This window comes from Acinetobacter chinensis (assembly GCF_002165375.2).
Taxonomy (GTDB): domain Bacteria; phylum Pseudomonadota; class Gammaproteobacteria; order Pseudomonadales; family Moraxellaceae; genus Acinetobacter; species Acinetobacter chinensis.
The window spans coordinates 1,798,504-1,822,936 of the sequence record NZ_CP032134.1 but is presented as its reverse complement, the minus strand read 5'-3'; the positions used below and the strand labels follow the sequence as shown (position 1 = coordinate 1,822,936).

Genomic DNA, 24,433 nt, shown 5'->3' with positions numbered 1-24,433 from the left:
GCCTGAAAGGGCGGTTTTTTATCGTTAAAGAAAATACAGTTGATCACCATAATTGCTACATACTCAATATTCTAAAGCTGTAAGATAATAGGTAAAACCTCTTAGTGGTTCGATTGCTCATAAGAGAGTTTCAGCTGGGTTTGAGGTTTCTGAAATCAGACTGAATAACTGTGAGCACCAAATCTGCACCATGAAGATGTAAGGTTTTGATAATCAAGTGGAGATTCTAAACAATGATTTTAGTGACTGGTGGTTTAGGCTTTATAGGCTCGCATATTGCTTTAAGTCTGATGGCTCAGGGTCAGGAAGTCATTATTGTTGATAATCTGTCCAATTCAAGTCTGCAGACTCTTGAAAGACTTGAATATATTTCTGGTCTGTATATTCCTTTTGTCAAAATTGATGTCAGAAATACACCGGCATTAAATAAAGTCTTTGAGCAGTATTCAATCCAGGCGGTCATACATGCTGCCAGTTTTAAGTCACTTGAAGAGTCGGTTCAGAAACCACTTGAATATTATAATGATAATGTCAGTTGTATCATGAGTCTGCTTCGCGCCATGCAGCGTACAGGAACCCGTAATCTGCTGCATATTTCAAGCCTTGCTGTTTATGGGCAATCCAGTCTGGAGTTGACGGAAGCGACTGAATTCAATTATCGGTTCCAGAATCCTTATGTGAAGTCGCAGCAGATGGCGGAAACCATTATTCAGGATACTTACAGTACAGACGATGAGTGGAATGTCGCGATTTTAAGACCTGGTAATATCGCGGGTGCATTTGAACATGGTGTACTGGGGGAATTTGTTACACCATTACCTAAAAATATTGTTCCTCTTGCAATGCAGGTAGCTTCAACACAGCGCGACTTCATAGAACTGCACAAGCATGCGCAGACAGAAGATAAAACAGCGGAGCGTAGCTTTCTACATGTCCTTGATTTCTGTGACGCAGTATCTAAAACATTACAGTGGTTAAGCATGCAGCATCATGCATGTGAAGCTTTTGATATTTATGGTGATCATATTTCCATTCAGAAACTGCTGAACTTAATTGGTGAAACGACACATACAGAAATACATACTGTGGATGTTGAAAGCTGTGAATATCCTGTACTGGATCAGATTGGAAGTGTATCTACCAAAGCACACGATGTCCTCCAGTGGCAAAAAGTCCGATCCTTAAAACAAATGATTGAAGATGAATGGCGGTTTTATCAGCAGTCATTAAGGTCATACTGACTCTAGGTTTTAATGAAAATAATTATCATTTACTTAGTGGCTTGAATTGATTAGTATCAGTACAGCCATAGCAGATCAATTGCGCTTAGCCAGTCTATTCTGAACATACAAGAGGTTTCAAATGCAGACACGTATTGAACATGACACGATGGGTGATGTAGAAGTTCCATCAGAAGCAATGTGGGGCGCACAGACTCAGCGCAGTTTGCAGAATTTTAAAATTGGTGGTGAGCGATTGCCACGTGCAATGATCCGTGCCATGGGGCTTGTAAAAAAAGCTGCAGCAATCACCAATGCTGAGCTTCAGCAGATTCCTGAGGAACTGTCAGGTTATATTATAGGTGCAGCAGATGAGGTTATTTCAGGTCAGTGGGATGCACAGTTCCCACTGGTGGTCTGGCAGACTGGTTCTGGTACGCAAAGTAACATGAACTGTAATGAAGTGATTGCCAATATTGCCAACCAGAAACTGGGGAATCCGCTGGGTTCGCAGAAACCTGTACATCCTAATGATCATGTGAACCGTGCGCAGTCCACCAATGACTCTTTCCCGACGGCTATTCATGTCGCTGCAAGCCTTCAGATCAATGAACTTCTGATTCCTGCTGTTCAGAAATTAAGAGATACACTGAATGCAAAATCAGAAGAATTTTCAGAAATTGTTAAAATTGGTCGTACACATTTACAGGATGCTACGCCATTAACGCTTGGACAGGAATTCAGTGGTTATGTTTCTCAGCTGGATCACGGGCTGAAACGTCTTCAGCAGGCGCTGGCAGGGTTGTATGAGTTGCCTTTAGGGGGTACAGCTGTCGGGACAGGGCTGAATTCACATCCTGATTATGCAGAAAAGGCAGCTGTTCAGCTTGGCAGCCTGACAGGTCTTCCATTTGTAACTGCACCCAATAAGTTCGAAGCACTGGCTGGACGTGATGCCGCCGTGTTTGCATCAGGGGCGTTAAAAACCCTGGCAGCCAGTCTGAATAAAATCGCCAATGATGTCCGATGGCTTGCAAGTGGTCCGCGTTGTGGTTTTGGTGAAATCAGTATTCCTGAAAATGAGCCTGGTTCCAGTATTATGCCAGGTAAAGTGAATCCGACTCAGAGTGAAGCGATGACCATGGTTGTTGCTCAGGTCATGGGAAATGACACCACCATCAATATAGCGGGCGCATCCGGTAATTTTGAGCTGAATGTTTTTATGCCAGTCATAGCATTTAACCTTTTACAGTCCATTCAGTTGCTTGGGGATGCCTGTAACAGTTTCAATGATCACTGTGCTGTTGGTATAGAACCTGTACGTGAGAAAATTGATTATTTCCTGCATAACTCTCTGATGCTGGTTACAGCGCTGAATCCTGTGATTGGTTATGAAAATGCAGCAAAAGTCGCTAAGACGGCTTATAAAGAAGGTAAGACTTTGAAGCAGGTTGCTGTTGAACTGAACCTGGTGACAGAGGAGCAGTTTGATGCAGTTGTTAAACCTGAGGACATGATTGCTCCAAATGTAAAATAAGTCGCAAGTTACTTATGTTCAGTACTGCTCAAAAAATGAGTCTGTACTGAACATAAAAACAGATATAAAACCTGTTGTTTTTTATGTAGCAGTTCACGGGGACAGGATGTAGCCTGGTGGATTGGTAGCTCATTGGCATTGAATAAAATGTCAGAATTGTTAGAATGCCTTTCTTTTTCTGTTTTCATTTTATTGTTGATGTGGCCTGCTGAACTGGTAATGCAATAAACTGAGTTATAAACAGTTTTGTATCTAGGATTTTTTAATGCTCTCTATCTATTTAACCGATGTTCGTAAAAATGTGCAATTTAGTGATTATCCTGGCGAGCATCCCGTTAAATTTATTCTGAGTTTCAAAAAAATCTTTCCGAGTGTCATGGAACTTTTGTTACCAGTACTGCCTGAAAATGAAAACCTTGAAGAAATGACCTGGGAATCTACAGTTGTAGATTTTGAACTGTTTAAACTTTTACTTAGCGGTTGGGGCGTGGTTGAATTACGACTGAATGCTCTGGCGGCATTTCGTGATAAAAAATTTGCAGACCAGACTGTGGTAAAGATCAAACAGAAGCGTAAAGAGTTTTCTGTAAAAAACAGTGCACTGACTTCAGTTGAACTGGATTATCTGTTTTTACATGAGCTGCATGCTCAGATTGATGCAGAACTGGTTGAGGTTGGTGAAAAGTTTTATTTGCCGGTACTGCGTGATATCTGGAAAGGTCATATATCAGACAAGGTGCTGAACGCGAAGTTCTGAAGATCAGATTTTTAATCCTCCATATATGGGGGATTTTTTATATGAATGCTGTTTACAAAGTTGAATGCTTACTGTACAGGCAGTTCCAGGATATCAATAAATAACAGTATCAACCAATAAAAATCTATAACATATCTGCATTGTTTTGGCTTTACAAAACAATCTTATTCACGGTTAAGTTCAACTAAATAGTTGAAACGTCGCTTTCAAAATTTCCCGAAGATATATTCAAGGATTTCATCAAATGTCGAATAACTTTTTAGAATTAATTCAGAATCGTCGTACTATTTATGCAATTGGTAAAAATGTTAAGCATGACGCTGCATATTTAACAGACCTGATTCAGAATGCAATTAAGCAAAGTCCTTCTTCATTTAACTCTCAGTCTTCACGTGCGGTGATTCTGTTCGGTGCTCAGCACGAAAAATTCTGGAATATCGTTAAAGATAAACTGAAATCTTATGCAAAAGATGAAGAATCAGCTGCAAAAACATCAGCAAAAATGGACAGTTTCATTGCAGGTGCAGGTACGGTTCTGTTTTTTGAAGATATGAATGTGATTCAGGGTTTACAGGAAAACTTCCCATCTTATGCTGACAACTTCCCAGTATGGGCAGAACATTCAACAGCAATTGCTCAGTTTGCTGTATGGACAGCACTGCACACTGATGGGCTTGGAGCATCACTGCAGCATTACAACCCGATTGTAGATGAACAGGTTCATGCAGAATGGGATATTCCTCAGAACTGGAAACTGCGTGCTCAGCTGGTTTTCGGTTCTGTTGAAGCACCAGCCGCAGAAAAGTCCTATATGTCTGATGCGGATCGTTTTAAAGTATTCCAATAATTCTGATGTGTGAATAAAAAGCCTCTTTGACAGAGGCTTTTTATCTGGCTGAATCTTTAAAATCAGCACCGTTGTATATTTTTAAGTTATTCAGTGCAGGCTGAAAAACAGCTGAATCAGTGGGGCAGCTTCCGTATATCTGCAGCTGTTTTTCCATGAAGTACGTAATAAACAACGATACAGAACAGTGTGAATATCGCGCTGTATAGATAAAGTTGCTGAAAACTGATCCAGTTTAAGGCAAGTCCGAGAAAATAAGGACCAAAACCAAGCCCTGCATCAAGGAAAATGAAAAAAGTGGATGTGGCAAAGCCCATACGTTCAAGGTTTGCACTTTTGATGGCGATGGTCTGACAGACAGACTGAATATTGCCGTAGCCAAATCCGAGAAGTGCAGCGCTGATCAGCAGCGTTGTGGCATGAGTGGCAAAGCTCAGTGTAATCAGCCCGAGTGCCATAATGATGAATGCCGGGTACATAATAATGTTTTCACCTTTGCGGTCCAGCAGTGGACCTGTGAAAGGGCGGGAAATCAAAATGGCGATGGCATACATCAGGAAGAATACAGAAGCACTTTCAATCAGGTTGATTTCTTTGGCATAAAAATGAATAAAAGACAGAACACCTGAGTAACAGATGGAAGCCAGCAGCATAACAAGAGAAACGGGCAATGCATTTTTTTCAATAAACTTTGAGATAAAGCCTGCCGTTTTACCGGTATCAGTATTTTCACATTGTCGAGTTTCTTTTTTAATTTCGGGAACTTTGATGAACTGTGCTGTAATGACGCAACAGAAAGCGATGAAACTGGAAATGATGAAAATCACGTGATAACCGGTATGTATCATCAGCCAGATTGCCATAAATGGACCAATTGCAGTGCCGAGAGTACTGCTCATGCTGTAATAACCAATGCCTTCACCACGCCGTGCAGGGGGAAGAATCTGAGCAATAATGGTTCCCAGTACAGTTGATGCCATTCCCATCATAAATCCGTGTGCGAATCTGACCAGTAAAAGCATGCCCACGTCAAAATGAATGAAATAGAGTCCAGAAAAAAGTAAAAATCCCGTCAGCCCTGTCAGTAATGTTGCTTTCTGTCCAAATTTTTCAAGGAATCGACCTACCAGTAAGCGTCCAATCAGCGTACCCACAATAAACAGACCAGAAACCAGACCTGCCTGAGCGGTACTTGCATGCAGTTCAGCTACGGCATAACCGACGATGACAATCACAAGTAAATAAAAGATCAGAACCAGCTGAAAGTTGATGGCACTGACCAGAATAAAATTTCTGGTCCATAAGGGCGCATTTTCAGTGTTCATGATGTACACCTGATTTTTTATGCTGCAATTGTTGGGTCAGTTGATGAATCAGTTTAATACTCAGCTGAATATCAGTGTCAGAACTTTGCTCAAGTAGTTCCTGCTCAAGTTGATCTATTTTGTGCATACAGTGAATAACCAGCTGTTGTCCTGAATCTGTCAGCCTGAGTATCCTGACACGTCGGTCAGCTTCAGAGTGCTGTGAAACAGCCTGTAGCTTTAATAATGGTTGAATGCGTTTAGCAATGGATGGTCGTGAAATATTGAGATATTCAGCGATTTCGGTAGAGGTGCAGGGCTGATGCTGTTGAATATAGTGAAGAACCTGCCACAGAGAATAGTTCAGTTGATGTTCAAGCAACAGCGTATTTATTTCATCACTTAACATTCTTGAAAATTTAAGAATGACGGATCGGAATTTTAGAGAAGTGTCCATAAGAAGAGTCTGCTACTGAATCATTTACCCTGGGTAATGATTTAAATTTACGCTCATTTATGTGAATTTTCAAATTATCTTTCTATTAAAATAAAAAAGTGATTGGAAAAATAAATACAGTAAAAAGTGAAACGGCAGACCACTTTTAAAATATGTTTTTATAAACTATATTGAACAGAGTGGAAAGTTGATCACACCGCTTGGTTTTTAAGCAGTCGTGAACTTTTCAAATTTAACGAGCGAAGATCTGAGATTCTGTTTTGCTGAAACGCAGTGGCTTGTTGCTTGCTATAGCAACAATACTTTTACAGATAGCTGTTCACTTACAGCCTTTGCTACCGGAAAAGTATCATATTGCTCCGGTATGTCTTTCTATCACTCATAATTTGATTGCTTCACCACTTCATTCTTCTGAGACTCAGGTTTCAGCTCATGAGCCACACGACATTCACAGTCATTTACATTTTCTGAAAGATTATTTTGATTATCATCATGAGCATGTTCACGATGCCCATAATCATCAGTGTCAGTACTGTACGGTTTATGGTGATTTGGTCATGCCGCCCGAACTTGGGGTGCAGGAAGTCTTTGACCGTCTGAATATCCGGCTGATCACTTTTGAGAAAGCGCATAAGCACATCTACTTTGAGCTGCAAAAACTTTTTCTCATGCCTCAGGGGCGAGCCCCACCTTCTTTATCTGCATAAACCACAAATTAATGAATTTTAAGCATTAACTTTTATGTAGGTAACACACATGAATCCTGAAACAATCTGTTCTGTACAGAGGGACTTACACATCCTGAAATTTGCAGAACTGCACAAAATATCAGCAAAAAATAAGCAACAGACAGTCTTTTCAGAGAAGCGGTATGCTTTGAATGACAGACTTAATAATGCTTTTAATGATGGCTTCAGCAATATCGGTTTTATGCGTATTTCTGAAAGCCCTGTGCTTATCAAAAAGGTGGTGTCATGAATCTGGGACTGACTGCACTTGAGCTGGCGCGTATCCAGTTCGCTTTTACTGTTTCATTCCATATTATTTTTCCAGCGATTTCCATTGGGCTTGCCAGTTTTCTGGCGGTGCTCGAGTGGCGCTGGCTGAAAACCCAGAATCCTGTCTATCAGGATCTGTTTAAATTCTGGGTCAAAATTTTTGCCGTCGCTTTTGGTATGGGCGTTGTGTCTGGCGTGGTGATGAGCTATCAGTTTGGTACCAACTGGAGTGAATTTTCACGGATAGCAGGCTCTGTAACTGGACCTTTACTGACGTATGAAGTCCTGAGTGCTTTCTTCCTGGAAGCTGGCTTTCTGGGCATTATGCTGTTTGGCTGGGGCCGCGTCGGACCAAGAGCACATTTCTTTGCCACTGTTATGGTTGCAGTCGGAACCTGTATTTCCATGTTCTGGATTCTGTCCTCAAACAGCTGGATGCAGACACCGCAGGGTTTTGCCATAGAAAATGGCATTATTGTTCCGACAGACTGGTTTGCCATTGTTTTTAATCCATCATTCCCATACCGATTGGCTCATATGGCAGCGGCGGCATTTCTTGTGTCTGCTTTACTGGTTGCATCGACAGCAGCGTGGCATTTGCTGAAAGGTCGCCGTGACGATCTTGTCAAAAAATCTTTTTCCATGGCAATGTGGATGATTCTGATTCTGGCTCCTTTACAGGTCATAATTGGAGATAACCACGGTCTTAATACATTGAAGCATCAACCTGCAAAACTTGCTGCAATTGAGGGGCACTGGGAAACCAATACAGATGAAGGTATGCCGTTATATCTGTTTGGTATACCAGATATGGAAGCTGAAGAAACAAAATATGCCGTTGGTATTCCTAACCTGGGCAGCCTGATCATGACTCACAGCATGGATGGTGAGGTGAAAGGTCTGAAAGAATTTGCACCTGAAGACCGTCCAAATTCGACCGTTGTATTCTGGAGTTTCAGGATTATGGTCGGTCTGGGCATGTTGATGATTCTGCTGGCTTTCTTTGCACTTTTACTCAGAAAAGGTGGAAAACTTTACGAAAATAAATGGTTGCACCGTTTTGCATTTGTGATGGGGCCATCCGGTTTTATTGCGCTGCTGGCTGGCTGGTTTACGACCGAAGTAGGTCGTCAGCCCTGGGTGATATATGGTGTTCTTCGTACCAAAGATGCACTGTCACCAGTTTCTGCTGAACAGGTGGGATTAACACTGATTATTTTTGTCGTAGTCTACTGTGTCGTGTTCGGTATAGGTATCTATTACATGCTGAAACTGATGCATAAGGGACCGCAGTTCATTCATGCGACTCCTCAGGGACAGGTTCACAGTGAAGAAGCCGTGATCCTTGCGTCTAAACGTCCGTTGACCAGTGTGGAGGACAGTGTTGACTCAGAGCCGTCATCTACATCTGAAAAACCTGAAAATGATCATCAACAGGAGCAGAAATAATGATTGATTTATCTTTAATCTGGATTGTTATTATTGCCATTGGTGTTTTTATTTATGTCGTGCTCGATGGCTTTGATCTGGGTATCGGTATTCTGTTTCCCTTTATTCAGGGGCAACAGGAGCGTGATGTAATGATGAATACGGTTGCACCTGTCTGGGACGGTAATGAAACCTGGATGGTACTTGGCGGCGCAGCTCTGTATGCCGCATTTCCGCTGGTATATGCAACGGTGTTGTCCGCACTGTATCTGCCGATTATTTTAATGGTGGTTGCACTGATATTCCGTGGCGTGGCTTTTGAATTTCGTTTTAAAGCCAACAGAACGAAACATCTGTGGGACAAAGCCTTTATTGGTGGTTCTATACTGGCGAGTTTTTTCCAGGGAATGATTCTTGGGGCATATATTCAGGGCATAAAAGTAAGCAATAACATGTATGCAGGTGGTGGACTGGACTGGCTGACTCCATTTTCAGTATTTACTGGAATTGGTGTGGTTGTGCTTTATGCAGCACTCGGTTGTGGCTGGTTAATCTTTAAAACTGAACTGGATCTTCAGAATAAAATGTACAGTCTGATGCCTAAACTGATCATTGCATTATTTGTCATTTTTGGCGCCGTGAGTATTTATACACCAATGGCACATCCTGAAATAGCAGCCCGATGGTTCAGTCAGCCTCAACTGATGTATTTCAGTCCTGTACCTGTACTGGTGGTTGTATTTACATTGCTGATTTTACGTGCCTGCAAGCAACGTAAAGAACTGAGCCCGTTCATTTATACACTTGCTTTGGTATTTCTGGCATATACAGGTTTTATGATCAGTTTATGGCCTTATGTTATCCCGCCATCCATTACCATCTGGGATGCAGCAGCTCCAGAAAGCAGTCAGTTATTTGCTTTGATCGGTGCTTTGATCCTGATTCCGATTATTCTGATCTATACAGGACTTTCCTACTGGGTATTCCGTGACAAAGTCCGTGTGGGTGATGAGGGCTACCATTGAGATATGGCTGTGATCAGCATCGTATCATTATGAGATTGAGAGGAATAGGCAAATGAAACTTTCACAAAAACTGTCTGAGACTCAGTGGTTCATTGTGTTATGGCTGGGTGGATTTCTGGCGCTTGCAGTGATTGCAGGCTTGTTCAGAATGTTGATTCAGCTGGCATATTAGTTTTCTGATATTCTCAGCCTGATTTTATTCACTGAAAAAGTGGTCTGATGAATCAGACCACTTTTTTTATATCCAGCAGACCATTAATATGAATAACCTCGTTATAGTGGCTGTTAGAAAAGTGTTCGATATTACGGGTAAGGCATGAAGTTGGAAAGCATCAGTTCTGTATTCAGTTTATTGCAGGAATCATTGGATGTGGCAGAGTCAGAGGCACTGAAAGCACTCAATCTGCTGGGTTTTGAAAATGAACAACAATATCAGGAGCAGCTGGCGCAGAATCATACGAAACGTAGAGAGCAGACTGAAAAGCATATTTATGTGATTCAGAATACAGGTGCTCAAAATAGCCTAAGCTTTTTATTCACTCCTTTCATTTACTCCGTTTTAAATTTTAAAACAGTCTATATCACCTCAAGAATGCCATTGACCGAACAGGTTTTTGCGCACTATTTTCGACTGGAAGCACTCGAACTTCAGCACAGTTTATCACTGTCTGAAATGAATATCAGTCTGGAGCTGGTTGAGGAAAATCAGTTTCAGTTCTATGCATTTTTAAAAGCATTACTTGATCCATATTGTCATCATATTGACTGGATCAGCTCCTGGATAGCTCATGAAGAGCTGACACAGCAGCTACAACAGTTGAATATCAGACTGAATACGATCGTTGTAGGGGAACAGAAATGTGGTATCGAGTCTGATCAGATTGATTTTGCAAAACTGTTATGGAAAAGAAAAAATACCGAAACAGCCAGTATCTGCGAATATATCTGTAAGGACAATGCTCCACTGGTCAGTCAGCACCTGAATATCAGTCTCAAAGATGCTGAAAGACTGGTGGATGACCTGATGTACAGTGAACATTTATTTGAAAAATTTTCTGTCTTTGGTGAATTTACAGAAACTGTTTTTAAACAGCACAATTCAACGCAGCGGCTAAATGCCTGACCCAGCATTTGCATTTAAAATGCAATAAGTTTCTTTAGGATTCTGAACAGCTGTCGCAACTGAAAGCTGAATGTAGATGAACTGATCGCGTGGATTTTTACTGATAGCAGGCTAATGATGAATCAAAAAGAGTTTATGGAGCTGTTAAGGCATAATCTTGAAAAAAATAACGATGCCCGGCTAAAAGTAAAATTTTATCAGTCCCTTAAGTCACTGGTTTTAAGTATTCAGAATACAAATGATTTTAAATGTCCATCCTCCCGATTTCTTTCTGAAAGTTTTGGGGTTTCCAGAGATACTGTTGAGAAAGTTTATACACAACTTGAAGATGAAGGCATTTTATACCGCATCAAAGGCAAAGGTAGCTTTGTTTATGCAAAATCGGGGCAGTACAGGCAGTCTGCACAAAATATGCAATACGACCTGGCACCCGAAAGCCAGCAACTGGAAGATCTGTTCTTTGATCAGAATCTGAATTTCTTTGCCGATGGTATCCCTGAAATTCGGAATTTCCCTTTTAAAAAGTGGTATGAAACTGAAAAACAGGTGCTCTACAGTGCCGGTCTCAGTATTTATATGAAAGACAACAGTGCCGGAAATGAGCTGTTACGCGAACAGATTGCCCAGCTGGTCAACTTACACCGTCACACACAGGTCAGTCCAGAACAGGTGCTGATTGTGAATAGTACCCAACAGGCAATGTATTTATGTGGCAGGGTACTTTTACCAGAAAACAGTCAGGTGATACTGGAACATCCGTATTATTCAAATGCCTATCATCTGTTTAAACATATGCATATGAGTCTGAAATGTATAGGACTGGATGCCGAAGGTCTGAAAATTCAGGATGCAGAACAACTCGAAAATATCAGGGCGGTTTATGTGACGCCTTCCTGTCAGTATCCTTCTGGGATTCAGATGAGTGAACAGCGCAAAAGACAGATTATAGAATTCGCTGAAAAGAAAAATGCATACATCATTGAAGATGATTACGATGCATTTATGCTGAAAAAAGAAAAAAATAAAGCTGTTTTTGCTTCTGATCATTATCAGCGTACAGTTTATATCGGTTCTTTCAGTAAATATCTATTACCTGGATTACGCCTGTCTTATCTGATTTTACCTGAAAGACTGGTTGAACCGTTCAAGCGTTACCGCAACTATATTGATGGCAGTGCGCCATCTCAGCATATACAGGTACAGCTGGCTCATTTCATGAAAAATGGTGAATATGCAGTGTACCTGCATAAAATGCAGCAGATATATCTGAAACGTTATCAGGCATTTATTCATTATTTTAATCAGTATCTTGCATTTTATTGTGAGCTGAAAGAGCATCATCCTTCTATGCAGATCGCCTGTTATTTCAAAAACCTGAAACTGGCAGAAAAGCTGGAAGACGCACTGGTCAAAGGGGCAGAGCTGAAAGGCATTGCCATAACACATTTGAGTCAGTTTTATGAAAATGATCCTGAATATGGCTTTGTTCTTGGGTTCAGTGCGTTGAATGATACGGAGATCAAGGCCTGTATGCTTGAGTTGACCCAGATGATTTCTGCTGAAATCAAACGCGTAAATACAAAGTAGAGGATTGGCTTAAATTGAGGTATTCATCAATTTAATATTTAATTTGTGTGACACAATTCAAACAAAACTGATTTATATTTTTAATTAAAATGATTAAATATTCACCAGAATAAAAATCAGGTACGTGAAATGAACAGTCATAATTCAATTTTTATTTTTAAAGCAGAAAATGCTGCGCTGACTTCCGCTGTTTTTTCCAGTTTTGAATCCATGTGTGACTGGATTCAGAAATATTATCTCAGTGGTATGGTAATTGAGTATCCACTGGATGTCTCAAGCTATGACTGGGCGGTGGAAAATGGTTATTTTGCAAGAAAAAGCCCGATTGATTCCGCACCGATTTTCATTGCAAGTTTTGTATCTGCATATCAAAAGCAATGGCATTTCAAACATGGTGAAATCCTTGAAGAAATTACTGAAGAAAATCAGCAGTAAAATAGCCTAAGCAAAAATTTTAATAATTTCTTCTCTTAAAAACTGATGTCTGGAATTCTCTTGAATATCCTTATGCCAGTAAATTCCCATATTTAAAACAGGGATATTCACAGGATGTTCAAAAACCTGAATCCGACTGGACATCTGCAAATTATCCAGGATGCCCTGAGGGATCGTCAGCATGGCTGAAGGGTACTGTTCCAGTACCTGTAAAGCGGTGGAGTAATGCTGACAGCGTAAAAATATCTGACGTGTCAGCTTATTTTTCTGAAGATACATATCTTCCAGCAGGGTGCCTGTACGTCTGGAAGAAACGCCAATGTGTGGTGCGCTCAGATATGAAGCTGTATCAATGGACTCATGATGTGTACAGATCACAAAATGGTCCTGAACCAGATTGTGATACTGAACTTTTTCACCATAGCTTTGCTCAAGATCAATAATAAAATCAATCTGTTGTGATGCTAAGTCTGCAACCGCGTTTTTACGGTCAACTTTGGAACTCAGAAACTGAATATCTGGATTGATTGCCTGAAAGTGCTGAATGATTTTAGGAAAAATAATCGGTTCAATTTCATCATGAACTGCAATTTTCAGGGTTTTAATCACCAAAGGATCAAACTGCTGTTTCTGCCTTGAAATATTCTGTATGGCGTAGAGTGCGTTTTTGACCGGCAGATAAATCTGTTCTGCAAACGGTGTGGGAAGCATTCGGGTACCCGCTCTGACAAATAAGTCATCCTGCAAATGTATACGCAGACGCTGTAGAGCATGGCTTGCAGCAGACTGAGTGATATACAGCATATGTGCAGCCTGAGAAATACTTTTCTGTTCATAAACAGCAATAAAAAGTGGGTATAAATTAATATCAATATGGTGGAAAACTGACATATCTATACGGGTTTTATTATGAATATCATTCATAGTGATTAATAAAATTAAATCATTTTATTCATAATAGTTTTATGGGTACTGTGTTGTAAAGCCTCCATAAATAATTACTTTCGAGTGGCTCACGGATTTCATGAAATATCCATCCAAAGGATCTGAATATGTTTGAATTATCAGCACGTGCGCAGGATTTTGTAGAACGCACCAAAGCTTTTATTAAAAATGAAATTGAACCTGTAGAAACGGAGTTCTGGAATGAAGTCCATCATCTGAATCAGGGTGGGGACTGGACAAAATGGCAGTGGCCAGCTCAGCTTGAAGTCCTGAAGAAAAAGGCAAAAGACGCGGGTCTATGGAATATGTTTTTACCCGATGCTGAACTCGGTCAGGGCTTATCTGTTCAGGAATACGCACATATTGCAGAACTTTCCGGTCGCAGTCTGATTGCACCGACTGTATTTAACTGTAATGCACCTGACAGTGGAAACATGGAAGTCCTGTGGCGTTATGGCTCTGAAGCACAAAAAGAACAATGGCTGAAACCTTTACTTGAAGGAAAAATCCGTTCTGTATTCTGTATGACTGAACCTGCTGTTGCATCAAGTGATGCGACCAATATGCAGGCTACAGCCGTTGTGGATGGCGATGAAATTGTGCTGAATGGTCGTAAGTGGTGGTCTTCAGGTCTGGGAGACCCAAATGCGAAAATCATCATCTTTATGGCACACACGCCTGATGAAAGCAAAGATCGTCATCATCAGCATTCGATGGTGCTGGTCCCTGTTGATGCACAGGGTGTAACGATAGAGCGTATGTTGCCGGTTTTTGGTGATTATGATGCACCACATGGACACGGCGAAATCAGCTTTGATAATGTCCGTGTTCCTGTAACCAGTTTTATCGGTGGTGCAGGACAGGGCTTTGAAATTGCTCAGGGTCGCCTTGGACCTGGTCGTATTCACCACTGTATGCGTTGTATCGGTGCTGCTGAAAAATCTTTAGAGCTGATGATTGGTCGCGGTATGAGCCGTACAGCTTTTGGTAAGGAAATTATTAAACTGGGTGGCAATCTTGAACGTGTAGCAGAAGCCCGTGTTGCCATTGATCAGGCACGCTTACTGACTTTATATGCTGCTTATAAGATGGATACACAGGGGAATATGGCTGCTTTGACTGAAATTTCAGCGATTAAGGTAGTTGCACCATCAGTACTGGAAAAAGTGGTGGATATGGCGATTCAGATTCATGGCGGTATGGGTGTTTCAAGAGATACACCACTGACAGGATTTTTTGCTCAGGCACGCAGTTTAAGACTGGCTGATGGTCCTGATGAAGTACATAAAGGCATGATCGCAAAACTTGAACTGAAAAAACATGGATATGGTTCACGTAAAAAATAAATCAGTGACTGATCAATAAAATTTACCCTGCATCACTGGATAATATTCAGGATGCAGGATAATCTTTTTATAGACGTTATATAAGACACAGAAAATTCAGGGAAAAAATATGTCAGTTATAGATGTTGGTGGAAAAGTTCGTGAAGGTGAAGAACTGGATATACGTGCTGTCAGTAACTGGTTAATTGAAAATGGTTCAGAAATTTCAGGACCTGCCGAAGTGACACAGTATTCAGGCGGGGCTTCCAACTGGACTTATCGCTTGAAGTATGAAAATGCCGATCTGATTTTACGTCGTCCACCAAAAGGTACGAAAGCAAAATCTGCACATGATATGGCACGTGAATACAATGTTCAGCGACTGCTTGCACCGTTCTATCCGGTTTTACCTGAAATGATTGGACTGTGCCAGGACGAATCCGTCATTGGTTGCGATTTCTATGTCATGAAGCGCATTGAAGGGATTATTCCACGTGCTAAATTACCACCTGAACTGCAGTTTGGCGAAGCTGAAGTCCGTAAACTTTGTATCAATGTCATTGATAAACTGATTGAGCTGCATCAGGTTCCATATCAGGGAACTGAACTTGAGAAAATTGGTAAAGGTGATGGTTACTGCCGTCGTCAGGTTGAAGGTTGGGATGCCCGTTATGAAAAAGCACATACCCTCAATGTTCCTTCATTTAAATATGTCCGAAAATGGCTGAATGACAATATTCCTGAAGATTCGACCAGCTGTATTATTCATAATGACTGGCGTTTTGATAATGTCATTCTTGACCCGAAAAATCCGACAGAAGTGATTGGCGTACTGGACTGGGAAATGGCAACCATCGGTGATCCATTGATGGATCTGGGTTCTGCACTGGCTTACTGGGTGGAAGATACAGACAATCAGATTTTCAAATCGACCCGTCGCCAGCCAACCAACTTAAAAGGTATGTTCAGCCGTAAAGAAGTGGTTGATTATTATCTTGAAAAAACGGGGTTACAGACTGAAAACTGGAGCTTCTATGAAGTATTCGGAATTTTCCGTCTTGCTGTAATCGCACAGCAGATTTATTACCGTTATTATCATAAACAGACCGATAATCCGGCATTCAAAGATTTCTGGATTGTCATTCATGCTTTACATATCCGTGCACTGAAACTGATTGGTATGCAGAAACTGGAAGCCAATGACATTGCTCAGAAATATATAGAAAAATTTAAGGAAATTTTAGGAAAATGACCACCATATATCTTGTTCGGCATGGTCAGGCATCATTTGGTGCTGAGAGTTATGACAAACTTTCCGCCAATGGTGAGTTACAGGCAAAAGTGCTTGGGCAGTATTTTAAAAGTATTTTAAAGGAAATGCCTTATGTCGTTGCAGGCTCCATGCAAAGACACCAGCAGACTGCCGATATAGCTTTGGCTGAGTGCTTTCCCGATGCAGCTGTAGTGACTGACAGTGAATGGAATGAGTTTAACCATCAACAGGTTTTTTCCCTGTATGAGCCGAAATTCAATGAACCTCACTTACTGAAACAGGAAGTTGCAAAGGAAGCAAATCCAAGAGCATATCTTGCAAAGATTTTTGAGTCTGCAATTGGACGCTGGACTGGTGGTGAATATCATCATGAATATGATGAAGCATGGCCATCATTTAAAGGTCGTGTGGAAAATGCCTTGGAACAGCTCTGTCTTGAACTGGCTAAAAAAAAACCACGTTATGCTGTTGTATTTACATCAGGTGGCGTGATTTCTGTAGCAGCAGGTCAGATTCTGGGGCTAAGTCCTGAGAAAACTTTTGCACTGAACTGGGCAATTGCCAATACAAGTCTGACTACATTGCGTCTGGTTGGCACTGAACCACAGTTACTCAGTCTCAATGAGCATCATTTTATAAAAGCAGAAAATCCTCAACTACTGACATGGATATAACAGGGAACTGATCATGGCTAAAACAATTCTGATAACAGGAGCAAGTTCAGGTATCGGTGCCGGTATGGCACGTGAATTTGCTCAGAAAGGCTACAACCTTGCTGTCTGCGCACGTCGTCTTGAGCGTCTGGAAACACTGAAACAGGAACTTGAGTCAAAATATGGAGTGAAAGTCAGCTGTAAAGTTCTGGATGTCACCAATTATGATCAGGTCTTTCAGGTGTTCCGTGAGTTCAGACAGGAGTTTGGCACGATTGACCGCGTTATTGTCAATGCAGGTGTAGGTGACGGTCGTCGTATTGGAAATGGTAAGTTTGAAATCAACAGGGCAACTGTAGAAACAAACTTTATCTCAGCTCTGGCTCAGTCTGAAGCAGCGGTCGAAATTTTCCGTGAACAGAAATTTGGTCATCTGGTCATGATCTCCTCTATGAGTGCAATTCGGGGGATGCCTAAACATCTGACAGCTTATGGTGCAAGTAAAGCTGCGGTAGCACATCTGGCAGAAGGTATCCGTGCTGAACTGATTGATACTGACATTAAAGTATCCACGATTTTTCCAGGTTATATCCGTACTGAAATTAACGAAGGTGCTAAAAAACTGCCTTTTGAAGTGGATGAAAAAACAGGATCACATCTACTCGCAAAAGCAATTGAAAAAGAACCGGTGAAAGCTTATGTCCCACAGTGGCCGTGGTTGCCACTTGGTCTGGCAATGAAAGTTTTACCTCTGAAAATTGTCAATAAACTGGGATAATATCGGTCTGCAGTTTAAGTAAATATCCGTATATAAATAACAAAAGGCTCTTAAAGGGTCTTTTGTCATTTATGATAACTGATCACATTTTTCAGGCTTAAATCCTGAAAATTTATTCTCTGTGCCTACAGATTGAATACACTTGCCTTGTTGTGAAAAAATAACATTTATTGTATATTATGTGAAAATACATCATAAAAAGGTTTTTGGTTATGAGTGCATTACTGAAACAACCTGTAGAAAAAAATGTCGTTCTGGCAAAAGCTGTACTGAATGCAGCAGAACAGCTGGAACTGAAACAGACACAGCTGGCTGCCATTTTAGGTGTCCACCGTACTGCCATCAGTCGTTTAAAAAGTAATCCTGAGCTTGATCCATCATCCAAGCAGGGTGAACTGGCACTGTTGTTGATTCGTATTTACCGTGCGCTTTATGCTCTGGCGGGTGGCGATCTGGAGTGGATGCGTCATTTTATCAATACGCCGAACCTGGTCACAGGTGGTGTACCTGTACAGCAGATTGAAAGCATCACAGGTCTGGTCAGCGTGGTCAATTTCCTTGATGCGCTGCGGGGTAAAGTATGACCGCTGTACTTGATCTATGGCAGGAATGTCATGGACAGCAACAGATCAAGCCTATAGCAGGTACGCTGTACAGACTTGTAGAAAGTCAGGAACAGATTGCAACCCGACAGCTTGTCGATACACTGGAAGAACAGGCTTTACTGGAGGATTTACTCGAATCAGTGAAGCCACCCTATCCAGCAGATATAGAAAAACTTCATTACCTGCTGAAATCACCATTCAGGTATCCACCTTTAAAATGGGGTTCACGCTATGGAAGGACTTTTGAACCGAGTATTTTTTATGGCGGATGCAGCGTAGCAGTTACCCTTGCAGAGTCTGCATACTATCGTTTTGTATTCCTGAAATCCATGCAGGGAACACCTGTAAAAAGTATGATACGCTCAGAACATACTTTATTTTCAGTGGGCTATAAGTGTAAAAAAGGTCTTCGTTTACAGGATGTACCTTTTGACAGGCATCTGGAACTGTTGGCTCACCCTAAAAATTATGCTTATTCACAGGCTTTAGGTACATCCATGCGTGAAGCAGGTATTGAAGCGTTTGAATATCCATCTGCGCGGGATGAAAATCATGCAGCCTGTGTTGGATTGTTCAGTGCTCAATATTTTACAGGAAACAGCCCTCAGAGCAGAGAACAGTGGTTCTGTGATGTTTCTGCAAATGATGTTGTATTTAAAGCGGTGGAAAGTGCAACAATCGTCCGTTTTGAACTGTCTCAGTTTTTGCAGCAAGGACAATTTCCTTTACCTGCCTGAAAAAGTGTCTTCTGAATATGTTATTAAAACTATATACACTGGCGTTATTACCTTCCCTGATTGTGCAGGGTTATGCCGTAAAGAAAAATACGCCACGGTTACCAGAACCTGAAGGGATACGCAAAGGTCAGACTGCAACAGGTAAAAAGTCGCTGTCAGTCTTGATTGTAGGCGACTCAGCCGCAGCCGGTGTCGGTGTTCAGACTCAGGAAAATGCTTTACTCGGCTGCGTTCTTACACAACTACAGAATGATTATACCGTTCAGTACCAGCTGGAGGCACGTACAGGAGATACCACAGTTCAAGTTTTGCAGAGGGTCAGACAGCTCGACAGTTTTCATGCAGATGTAGTCATCAGTTCTGTAGGCGTAAACGATGTGACAAAGCTGACTTCACCAAAGAAATGGGTACAGCAGCAGAAAGAATTTTATGCGGAAATTGAGACTAAATTTACACCTGATCAGGTATTGATCACAGGTGTTCCTCCAATGAATCTGTTTCCTGCATTACCAAACCCTTTGGCCTGGCTGTTTGGACAGTATTCAGCTCAGATGAATATGCAATTGAAAAACCTTGTGGAAACGAAAAAAAATTATGCTTTGATCCAGTTTAATCCTGAAGAGTTTAAAGCCCAGCAACTGGATATGGCTGAGGATGGATTTCATCCTGGTAAGGATATTTACTGGGTTTGGGCAAAAGAACTGGTCAAGAAAATCAACAGCAGATTCCAGTAAAATGGATATTGTGTTACTTTCGATTCTGGAAAGACAATGTAAATTTAATAGGCGAAAATTTAACTCTCAGTTGTAAATAAAATGCTTTATGAAGTATGAAAAATATTGCTTTTGAAGAAAAATAAGAGTGCTAATGTAAGAGGTAACAGTCCGATTATATTATGAATGTAATGGTAAATAATATGAATTAATTTTTTAAGATTGGATAGTGGGTTTGTAAATGATATTTTATAAAGTGGCAGTATATTATATATAGGTAATCCTTCTAATGGTAGAGTGTTGTGTGCCACATATAATATTGAAAAATAAAACAAATAGGAGGGAAATTACTTATGATTTATCATAAAGTCGGCGTTAATTATATAAACCTTGATAATGAAGATGATTATGAATGGCTTGTTTGTGTTAAAAACGATCAAAACTCTTATAAAGTTAAAAGTTTACCATTTTTTATTAATCATTTTGCACTTGATGACATAATTACTGTTAATATTAATGATATTAGTGGTGTTTATATTTGTGGAGAGCGTATACAAAGCTCAGGTAGCTCAATTATTCGTATAATATTTTACAATCTAACTACAGATTTTATTGATAGTGTTATTAATTATTTAGATTCTTTAGGCTGCACTTGTGGTTCTATGGCTAAACATTTTTACTCAATAAACATTCCTGAAAATGTAGATTATCAATCACTTGAAAAATATATGAATAGTTTTTATATTAGTAACCTTGAATATTCTGAGGGATGTATATCTGATAAACATTGGTCGGATATGAAAAAGATATAATTTTTCAATTAATTGAATCCATTAAAGTGGTGTGGTCATATTTTTTAAATTATTTAATTGTGGTTTAGATGAAAATAAGATTGTTCTTATTAATTGTTGTATGCATCAGTATATTTAGTGCATGTGGTACTGAAGATCCAGAACTTGACAGAGCTGACACCGTTGCTGGAATTGATGGTGATGACAATGGTATCAGGGATGATATAGATGCCTATATCAGTAGAACCTACACAAACGAAGAACAACGAAAAGCAGTTAATCAATATGCAAAAGGCTTACAAGCATCCTTATTAGTTGATACCGAAGATAAAATTGCGGTTAAAGCTATTACTAATGAAAAAGCTAGAGCTATAAGTTGTATTTCCGACAAAATCCCTGGTGGAAAATCCCCTAATGGTGAGCGTGTAGTAAGAGAAATCTTAAGCATGACTACTAATACCAAACTTCGACTAACGCAATATTTTGTATTAGATAAAGCTTTAGATGGAACTGTTATATCATTGCCTAGAGAAGATGTATGTGATGAATAAAAGGTTTCAGTTTATATAATGAAAAATTAAAAACTGTTTTTTGGTTATTCATAGCTAAAAAAGATAACTTAATGATTTTATATACTTTTGTAGTAGTGTTGTGCATGATGATCCAGTATTTAATTATGTAGCAATATGGGGGTATTAAATTGTTGTGCCAATGAAAATCAAAATATTAGTGTTAAGTATTCTGTTTTTAAGCACACTCAGTGCATGTAAGAGTGAATATGAATCAGTTGGGAAACACTCAGAAACAGTGACTTTTGCTGAACAGATTTCTAAAATGGAAGATGCTGGTGAACTTCACAGACTCGACAGAACTGACACTGTTGCTGGAATTGATACTGACGACAATGGTATCCGGGATGATATTGATGCATATATCAGTAGAACCTACACAAATGAAGAACAAAGAGATGGATCCGTAAATTTGAACAACTCCTATAAGTGATATTCTGCTCCTCAAATGATGTTATAAACATCAATATATGGAGTATTTTATGGCACGTAGACCAAGAAGAAATCATTCAAATGATTTTAAAGCTAAGGTAGCACTTGCTGCGATTAAAGCAGAAAAAACACTTGCTGAATTGAGTGCTGAGTTTGATGTTCATCAAAACCAAATTATTGACTGGAAAAATCAATTGATCTCAGCTTCCTCGCAAGCTTTCGATCAATCAAAAGCTCCAACAGAACCACCCATCGATCTAAAAAAACTACATGCAAAAATCGGTGAGCAGGCATTAGAAATTGATTTTTTAGAAGGTGTGTTGAAGAAACTGGGCCGCTTCAACCACAAAAGTTAATCGACGACTCACTTCAGATTTCAGTATCTAAGCAAGCTAAGCTGCTGAAAGTCTCCCGTGGTTGTTATTACTATCGCCCAAAACCTGTGAGTGCATCAGATCTGAAGCTGATGCGATGTATTGATGAATTACATATGCAATATCCTTTTGCAGGCAGTCGTATGATGCGTGATTTGTTGAATCGTCAAGGACATCATATAGGACGACGTCATACACGTACTTTAATGAAGAAAATGGGTATTCAGGCGTTATATTGCAAACCAAATTTAAGCCAGGCTAATCAAGCTCACCGTAAATATCCATATCTGCTCAAAGGGTTGGCTATTCAGCGCAGTAATCAAGTGTGGTCTACGGATATAACGTATATCCCTATGGCAAAAGGCTTTGTTTATTTATGTGCTGTGATTGATTGGCATAGCCGCAAGGTACTTGCGCATAGGGTATCGATTAGTATGGAGGTGGATTTTTGTATTTCGGCTTTAAATGAAGCGATTGAAAAATATGGTCGACCTGAAATATTTAATACAGACCAAGGCAGCCAGTTTACCAGTGATGCATTTATTGATGTATTGAAATCAAATGGCATTCAAATCAGTATGGATGGTAAAGGTCGATGGGTAGATAATGTGATGGTTGAACGATTATGGCGGAGCGTTAAATATGAAGAGGTGTATCTCAAAGCTTATAGCAGTGTCACAGATGCGAAAAAGCAATTAAGTGCATATTTTGAGTTTTATAATTTGAAACGACCTCATTCGAGTCTAGACAAAATGACACCAAATGAGTTTTACTATGATCAGCTACCCCAACAAAACAAGGTGGCTTAACTAGAGCGGAATATCACTTATAAATACGCTTTTAGTTGTTCAAACAAGTGGGACCACCTCTCAACGAAAAGCTGTGAGCCAATATGCTAAAAGTCTACAAGCATCACTGTTGGTTGATAAAACAGATAAAATTGCAGTCAAAGCTTCATCTAATACAAAAGCGAGAGCTGTTAGTTGTATCTTTAAAAAAATATCAGGTGGGACTTCACCTAATGATGGAAGGGTAATCGAAGAAATTCTTGGAGCAACGACAAATACAAAGCAACGAATGATGGAATATTTAGAGCTGAATAAAGCTTTAGATGGAACTGTTATATCATTGCCCAGAGGAGATGTATGTGATGAATAAAAGGTTTCAGTTTATATAATGAAAAATTAAATTTTTCTGGTTATTCATTGCTGAAAAAAGATAACACAATGATTTTATATACTTTTGTAGTAGTGTTGTGCATGATGATTCAGTATTTAATTATGCAGTAATATGAGGATATTAAATTGTCGTGCCAATGAAAATCAAAATATTAGCGTTAAGTATTCTGTTCTTAACCACACTTAGCGCATGTCAGAGTGAATATGAATCAACTGGGAAACACTCAGAAACAGCGACTTTTACTGAGCAGGTTTCTAAAATGGAAGATGCTGGTGAACTTCCCAGACTCGACAGAACTGACACTGTTGCTGGAATTGACGCTGACGACAATGGTATCCGGGATGATATAGATGTATATATCGGTAGAATCTACACAAGTGAAGAACAACAAAAAGCTGCAAGTCAATTTGCAAAAATCTTACAGGCTTCTTTATTGGTTAATAAAGAAGATAAAATCGCTGTAAAAGCAGCATCTATTGCAAACACTAAAGCTATCACCTGTATCTTTGATAAGTTCCCAAATGGGGAAGCATCGAATAATGAAAGTGTGGTTCAGTATATTCTAGGTATAACCACAAATACTAAAATACGTTTATTAGAGTATGTTGCATTCGATAAAGCTTTAGATGGAACGGTCATTTCCATACCAAATGGAGAAGTATGCGATGAGTAATTAAAATTACCGCAACTGATAACCTAACCCGAATATTAATTATGTTTAATTTAAAACTTATCCAGTTGTCCTATGAATGAAAATATTAGCGTTAAGTATTCTATTTTTAAGCTCTTTCAGCGCATGTCAGAGTGAATATGAACCAGTTGGGAAACACTTAGAAACAGCGACTTTTACTGAACAGATTTCTAAAATGGAAGATGCTGGTGAACTTCCTGAACTTGAAAGGACTGATACTATTGCTGGAATTGATGGTGATGACAATGGTATCAGGGATGATATAGATGCATATATACAAAAGAATTTTAAAAATATTGATCAACAGAATGCTGTAAAGCAGTTCGCAAAAAGTATGCAGCAGTTTATTTTGATTGATCCGGGTAACAGACAGGCAGCTAAAGAGGCTTCGATTAAAAACTCTATGGCAATCAGTTGTATTTATCTAAGGTTTTCAGCGGACACAGCTTATAAAACGGTCAATGAAATTGATGCAATAACAACAAATACAAAAAAACGTTTGCTGGCTTCAAATGCCGTTGATAAAGCACTGGATGGAACAGTGATTTCAGAGCAGAACGGAGAAGTATGCGATGAATAAGGATGTTTAGGCATCTAAGGGTTTGGTTTTACACTTTCTTTTATGGTTCAATGAATAATGTTAAGATTTA

28 protein-coding genes are annotated in these 24,433 nt (G+C 39.8%); 25 read left to right on the top strand and 3 right to left on the bottom strand.

Going from position 1 to position 24,433, the window contains the following annotated elements; translation table 11 throughout:
- The first annotated feature begins 233 nt into the window (after positions 1–233).
- The 4 genes from CDG60_RS09520 to CDG60_RS09500 all read left to right on the top strand — a co-directional run bounded on the left by CDG60_RS09520 (position 234) and on the right by CDG60_RS09500 (position 4,361).
- The gene (locus tag CDG60_RS09520) at positions 234–1,241 is read left to right on the top strand and encodes an NAD-dependent epimerase/dehydratase family protein (RefSeq protein ID WP_087514229.1); all 1,008 of its coding nucleotides are present in this window, start codon (positions 234–236) and stop codon (positions 1,239–1,241) included.
- Positions 1,242–1,362: 121 nt separating this feature from the next.
- Positions 1,363–2,757 (top strand): class II fumarate hydratase, encoded by a 1,395-nt coding sequence (fumC, locus tag CDG60_RS09515; RefSeq protein ID WP_087514228.1) that lies wholly within the window; start codon positions 1,363–1,365, stop codon positions 2,755–2,757.
- Between the two features lie 265 nt (positions 2,758–3,022).
- The gene (locus CDG60_RS09505; protein WP_087514226.1) at positions 3,023–3,514 is read left to right on the top strand and encodes a hypothetical protein; all 492 of its coding nucleotides are present in this window, start codon (positions 3,023–3,025) and stop codon (positions 3,512–3,514) included.
- Positions 3,515–3,758: 244 nt separating this feature from the next.
- Positions 3,759–4,361 (top strand): nitroreductase family protein, encoded by a 603-nt coding sequence (locus tag CDG60_RS09500; RefSeq protein WP_087514225.1) that lies wholly within the window; start codon positions 3,759–3,761, stop codon positions 4,359–4,361.
- Between the two features lie 116 nt (positions 4,362–4,477).
- Here CDG60_RS09500 and CDG60_RS09495 read toward each other — a convergent pair whose 3' ends face one another.
- Together CDG60_RS09495 and CDG60_RS09490 are read right to left on the bottom strand one after the other, a co-directional pair.
- Positions 4,478–5,686 (bottom strand): MFS transporter, encoded by a 1,209-nt coding sequence (locus tag CDG60_RS09495; protein ID WP_087514224.1) that lies wholly within the window; start codon positions 5,684–5,686, stop codon positions 4,478–4,480.
- Positions 5,676–6,122, bottom strand: coding sequence for a MarR family winged helix-turn-helix transcriptional regulator (locus CDG60_RS09490; protein WP_087514223.1), 447 nt, complete (start codon positions 6,120–6,122; stop codon positions 5,676–5,678). The genes CDG60_RS09495 and CDG60_RS09490 overlap by 11 nt, the downstream gene beginning before the upstream one ends.
- A 260-nt stretch (positions 6,123–6,382) precedes the next feature.
- Here CDG60_RS09490 and CDG60_RS09485 point away from each other — a divergent pair, with 260 nt between their 5' ends.
- The 7 genes from CDG60_RS09485 (at position 6,383) to CDG60_RS09450 (ending at position 12,718) form a co-directional block, all read left to right on the top strand.
- Positions 6,383–6,829, top strand: coding sequence for a DUF2946 domain-containing protein (locus CDG60_RS09485; RefSeq protein WP_087514222.1), 447 nt, complete (start codon positions 6,383–6,385; stop codon positions 6,827–6,829).
- A gap of 267 nt (positions 6,830–7,096) precedes the next feature.
- Positions 7,097–8,569 (top strand): cytochrome ubiquinol oxidase subunit I, encoded by a 1,473-nt coding sequence (locus CDG60_RS09475; RefSeq protein WP_087514220.1) that lies wholly within the window; start codon positions 7,097–7,099, stop codon positions 8,567–8,569.
- Positions 8,569–9,573, top strand: coding sequence for a cytochrome d ubiquinol oxidase subunit II (gene cydB, locus CDG60_RS09470; protein WP_087514219.1), 1,005 nt, complete (start codon positions 8,569–8,571; stop codon positions 9,571–9,573). Before CDG60_RS09475 ends, cydB begins: the two co-directional genes overlap by 1 nt.
- 52 nt (positions 9,574–9,625) lie before the next feature.
- A complete protein-coding gene (locus tag CDG60_RS09465; protein ID WP_087514218.1) occupies positions 9,626–9,745 on the top strand; it encodes a DUF2474 family protein in 120 nt (39 codons plus the stop codon).
- A 144-nt stretch (positions 9,746–9,889) separates the two neighbouring features.
- Positions 9,890–10,696 carry a hypothetical protein gene (locus tag CDG60_RS09460; RefSeq protein WP_087514217.1) on the top strand — a complete coding sequence of 269 codons (807 nt, stop codon included), beginning with the start codon at positions 9,890–9,892 and terminating at the stop codon, positions 10,694–10,696.
- Between the two features lie 114 nt (positions 10,697–10,810).
- Positions 10,811–12,283: a MocR-like pyridoxine biosynthesis transcription factor PdxR gene (pdxR, locus tag CDG60_RS09455; RefSeq protein WP_227542861.1), complete on the top strand. Its 1,473-nt coding sequence runs from the start codon at positions 10,811–10,813 to the stop codon at positions 12,281–12,283.
- Positions 12,284–12,412: 129 nt separating this feature from the next.
- Positions 12,413–12,718 (top strand): DUF7710 domain-containing protein, encoded by a 306-nt coding sequence (locus CDG60_RS09450; protein ID WP_087514216.1) that lies wholly within the window; start codon positions 12,413–12,415, stop codon positions 12,716–12,718.
- A gap of 6 nt (positions 12,719–12,724) precedes the next feature.
- On the opposite strand, the gene CDG60_RS09445 is transcribed toward CDG60_RS09450, so the two are convergent.
- A complete protein-coding gene (locus tag CDG60_RS09445; protein ID WP_087514215.1) occupies positions 12,725–13,642 on the bottom strand; it encodes a LysR family transcriptional regulator in 918 nt (305 codons plus the stop codon).
- A gap of 128 nt (positions 13,643–13,770) precedes the next feature.
- On the opposite strand from CDG60_RS09445, the gene CDG60_RS09440 reads away from it, so the two are divergent.
- The 14 genes from CDG60_RS09440 (at position 13,771) to CDG60_RS09380 (ending at position 24,363) form a co-directional block, all read left to right on the top strand.
- Positions 13,771–15,009: an acyl-CoA dehydrogenase family protein gene (locus CDG60_RS09440; RefSeq protein WP_087514214.1), complete on the top strand. Its 1,239-nt coding sequence runs from the start codon at positions 13,771–13,773 to the stop codon at positions 15,007–15,009.
- A 109-nt stretch (positions 15,010–15,118) separates the two neighbouring features.
- Positions 15,119–16,240 (top strand): phosphotransferase family protein, encoded by a 1,122-nt coding sequence (locus CDG60_RS09435; RefSeq protein WP_087514213.1) that lies wholly within the window; start codon positions 15,119–15,121, stop codon positions 16,238–16,240.
- Positions 16,237–16,935 carry a histidine phosphatase family protein gene (locus CDG60_RS09430; RefSeq protein ID WP_087514212.1) on the top strand — a complete coding sequence of 233 codons (699 nt, stop codon included), beginning with the start codon at positions 16,237–16,239 and terminating at the stop codon, positions 16,933–16,935. The genes CDG60_RS09435 and CDG60_RS09430 overlap by 4 nt, the downstream gene beginning before the upstream one ends.
- 13 nt (positions 16,936–16,948) lie before the next feature.
- Positions 16,949–17,692: an SDR family oxidoreductase gene (locus CDG60_RS09425; protein WP_087514211.1), complete on the top strand. Its 744-nt coding sequence runs from the start codon at positions 16,949–16,951 to the stop codon at positions 17,690–17,692.
- A gap of 212 nt (positions 17,693–17,904) precedes the next feature.
- Complete coding sequence (locus CDG60_RS09420; protein WP_087514210.1) at positions 17,905–18,276, top strand: MbcA/ParS/Xre antitoxin family protein; 372 nt, start codon at positions 17,905–17,907, stop codon at positions 18,274–18,276.
- Positions 18,273–19,034, top strand: a complete 762-nt coding sequence (locus CDG60_RS09415) for an RES family NAD+ phosphorylase (RefSeq protein ID WP_087514209.1) — start codon at positions 18,273–18,275, stop codon at positions 19,032–19,034. The genes CDG60_RS09420 and CDG60_RS09415 overlap by 4 nt, the downstream gene beginning before the upstream one ends.
- A gap of 17 nt (positions 19,035–19,051) precedes the next feature.
- A complete protein-coding gene (locus CDG60_RS09410; RefSeq protein WP_087514208.1) occupies positions 19,052–19,768 on the top strand; it encodes an SGNH/GDSL hydrolase family protein in 717 nt (238 codons plus the stop codon).
- 332 nt (positions 19,769–20,100) lie between these two features.
- The gene (locus CDG60_RS09405; protein ID WP_087514207.1) at positions 20,101–20,559 is read left to right on the top strand and encodes a DUF4265 domain-containing protein; all 459 of its coding nucleotides are present in this window, start codon (positions 20,101–20,103) and stop codon (positions 20,557–20,559) included.
- Positions 20,560–20,627: 68 nt separating this feature from the next.
- Positions 20,628–21,089: a hypothetical protein gene (locus CDG60_RS09400; RefSeq protein ID WP_087514206.1), complete on the top strand. Its 462-nt coding sequence runs from the start codon at positions 20,628–20,630 to the stop codon at positions 21,087–21,089.
- Positions 21,090–21,249: 160 nt separating this feature from the next.
- A complete protein-coding gene (locus tag CDG60_RS18300) occupies positions 21,250–21,540 on the top strand; it encodes a hypothetical protein (RefSeq protein ID WP_087514205.1) in 291 nt (96 codons plus the stop codon).
- A 49-nt stretch (positions 21,541–21,589) separates the two neighbouring features.
- A protein-coding gene (locus CDG60_RS09395; RefSeq protein ID WP_223155595.1) for an IS3-like element ISAba14 family transposase occupies positions 21,590–22,722 on the top strand; the annotation gives its coding sequence in 2 pieces (ribosomal slippage) (positions 21,590–21,842 and positions 21,842–22,722; 1,134 coding nt in all).
- Between the two features lie 73 nt (positions 22,723–22,795).
- Positions 22,796–23,071 carry a hypothetical protein gene (locus tag CDG60_RS09390; protein WP_193853177.1) on the top strand — a complete coding sequence of 92 codons (276 nt, stop codon included), beginning with the start codon at positions 22,796–22,798 and terminating at the stop codon, positions 23,069–23,071.
- A 157-nt stretch (positions 23,072–23,228) separates the two neighbouring features.
- On the top strand, positions 23,229–23,765 hold the full coding sequence (locus CDG60_RS09385) for a hypothetical protein (RefSeq protein WP_087514075.1): 537 nt from the start codon (positions 23,229–23,231) through the stop codon (positions 23,763–23,765).
- A 76-nt stretch (positions 23,766–23,841) separates the two neighbouring features.
- On the top strand, positions 23,842–24,363 hold the full coding sequence (locus CDG60_RS09380) for a hypothetical protein (RefSeq protein WP_087514074.1): 522 nt from the start codon (positions 23,842–23,844) through the stop codon (positions 24,361–24,363).
- The last annotated feature ends 70 nt before the right edge of the window (positions 24,364–24,433 follow it).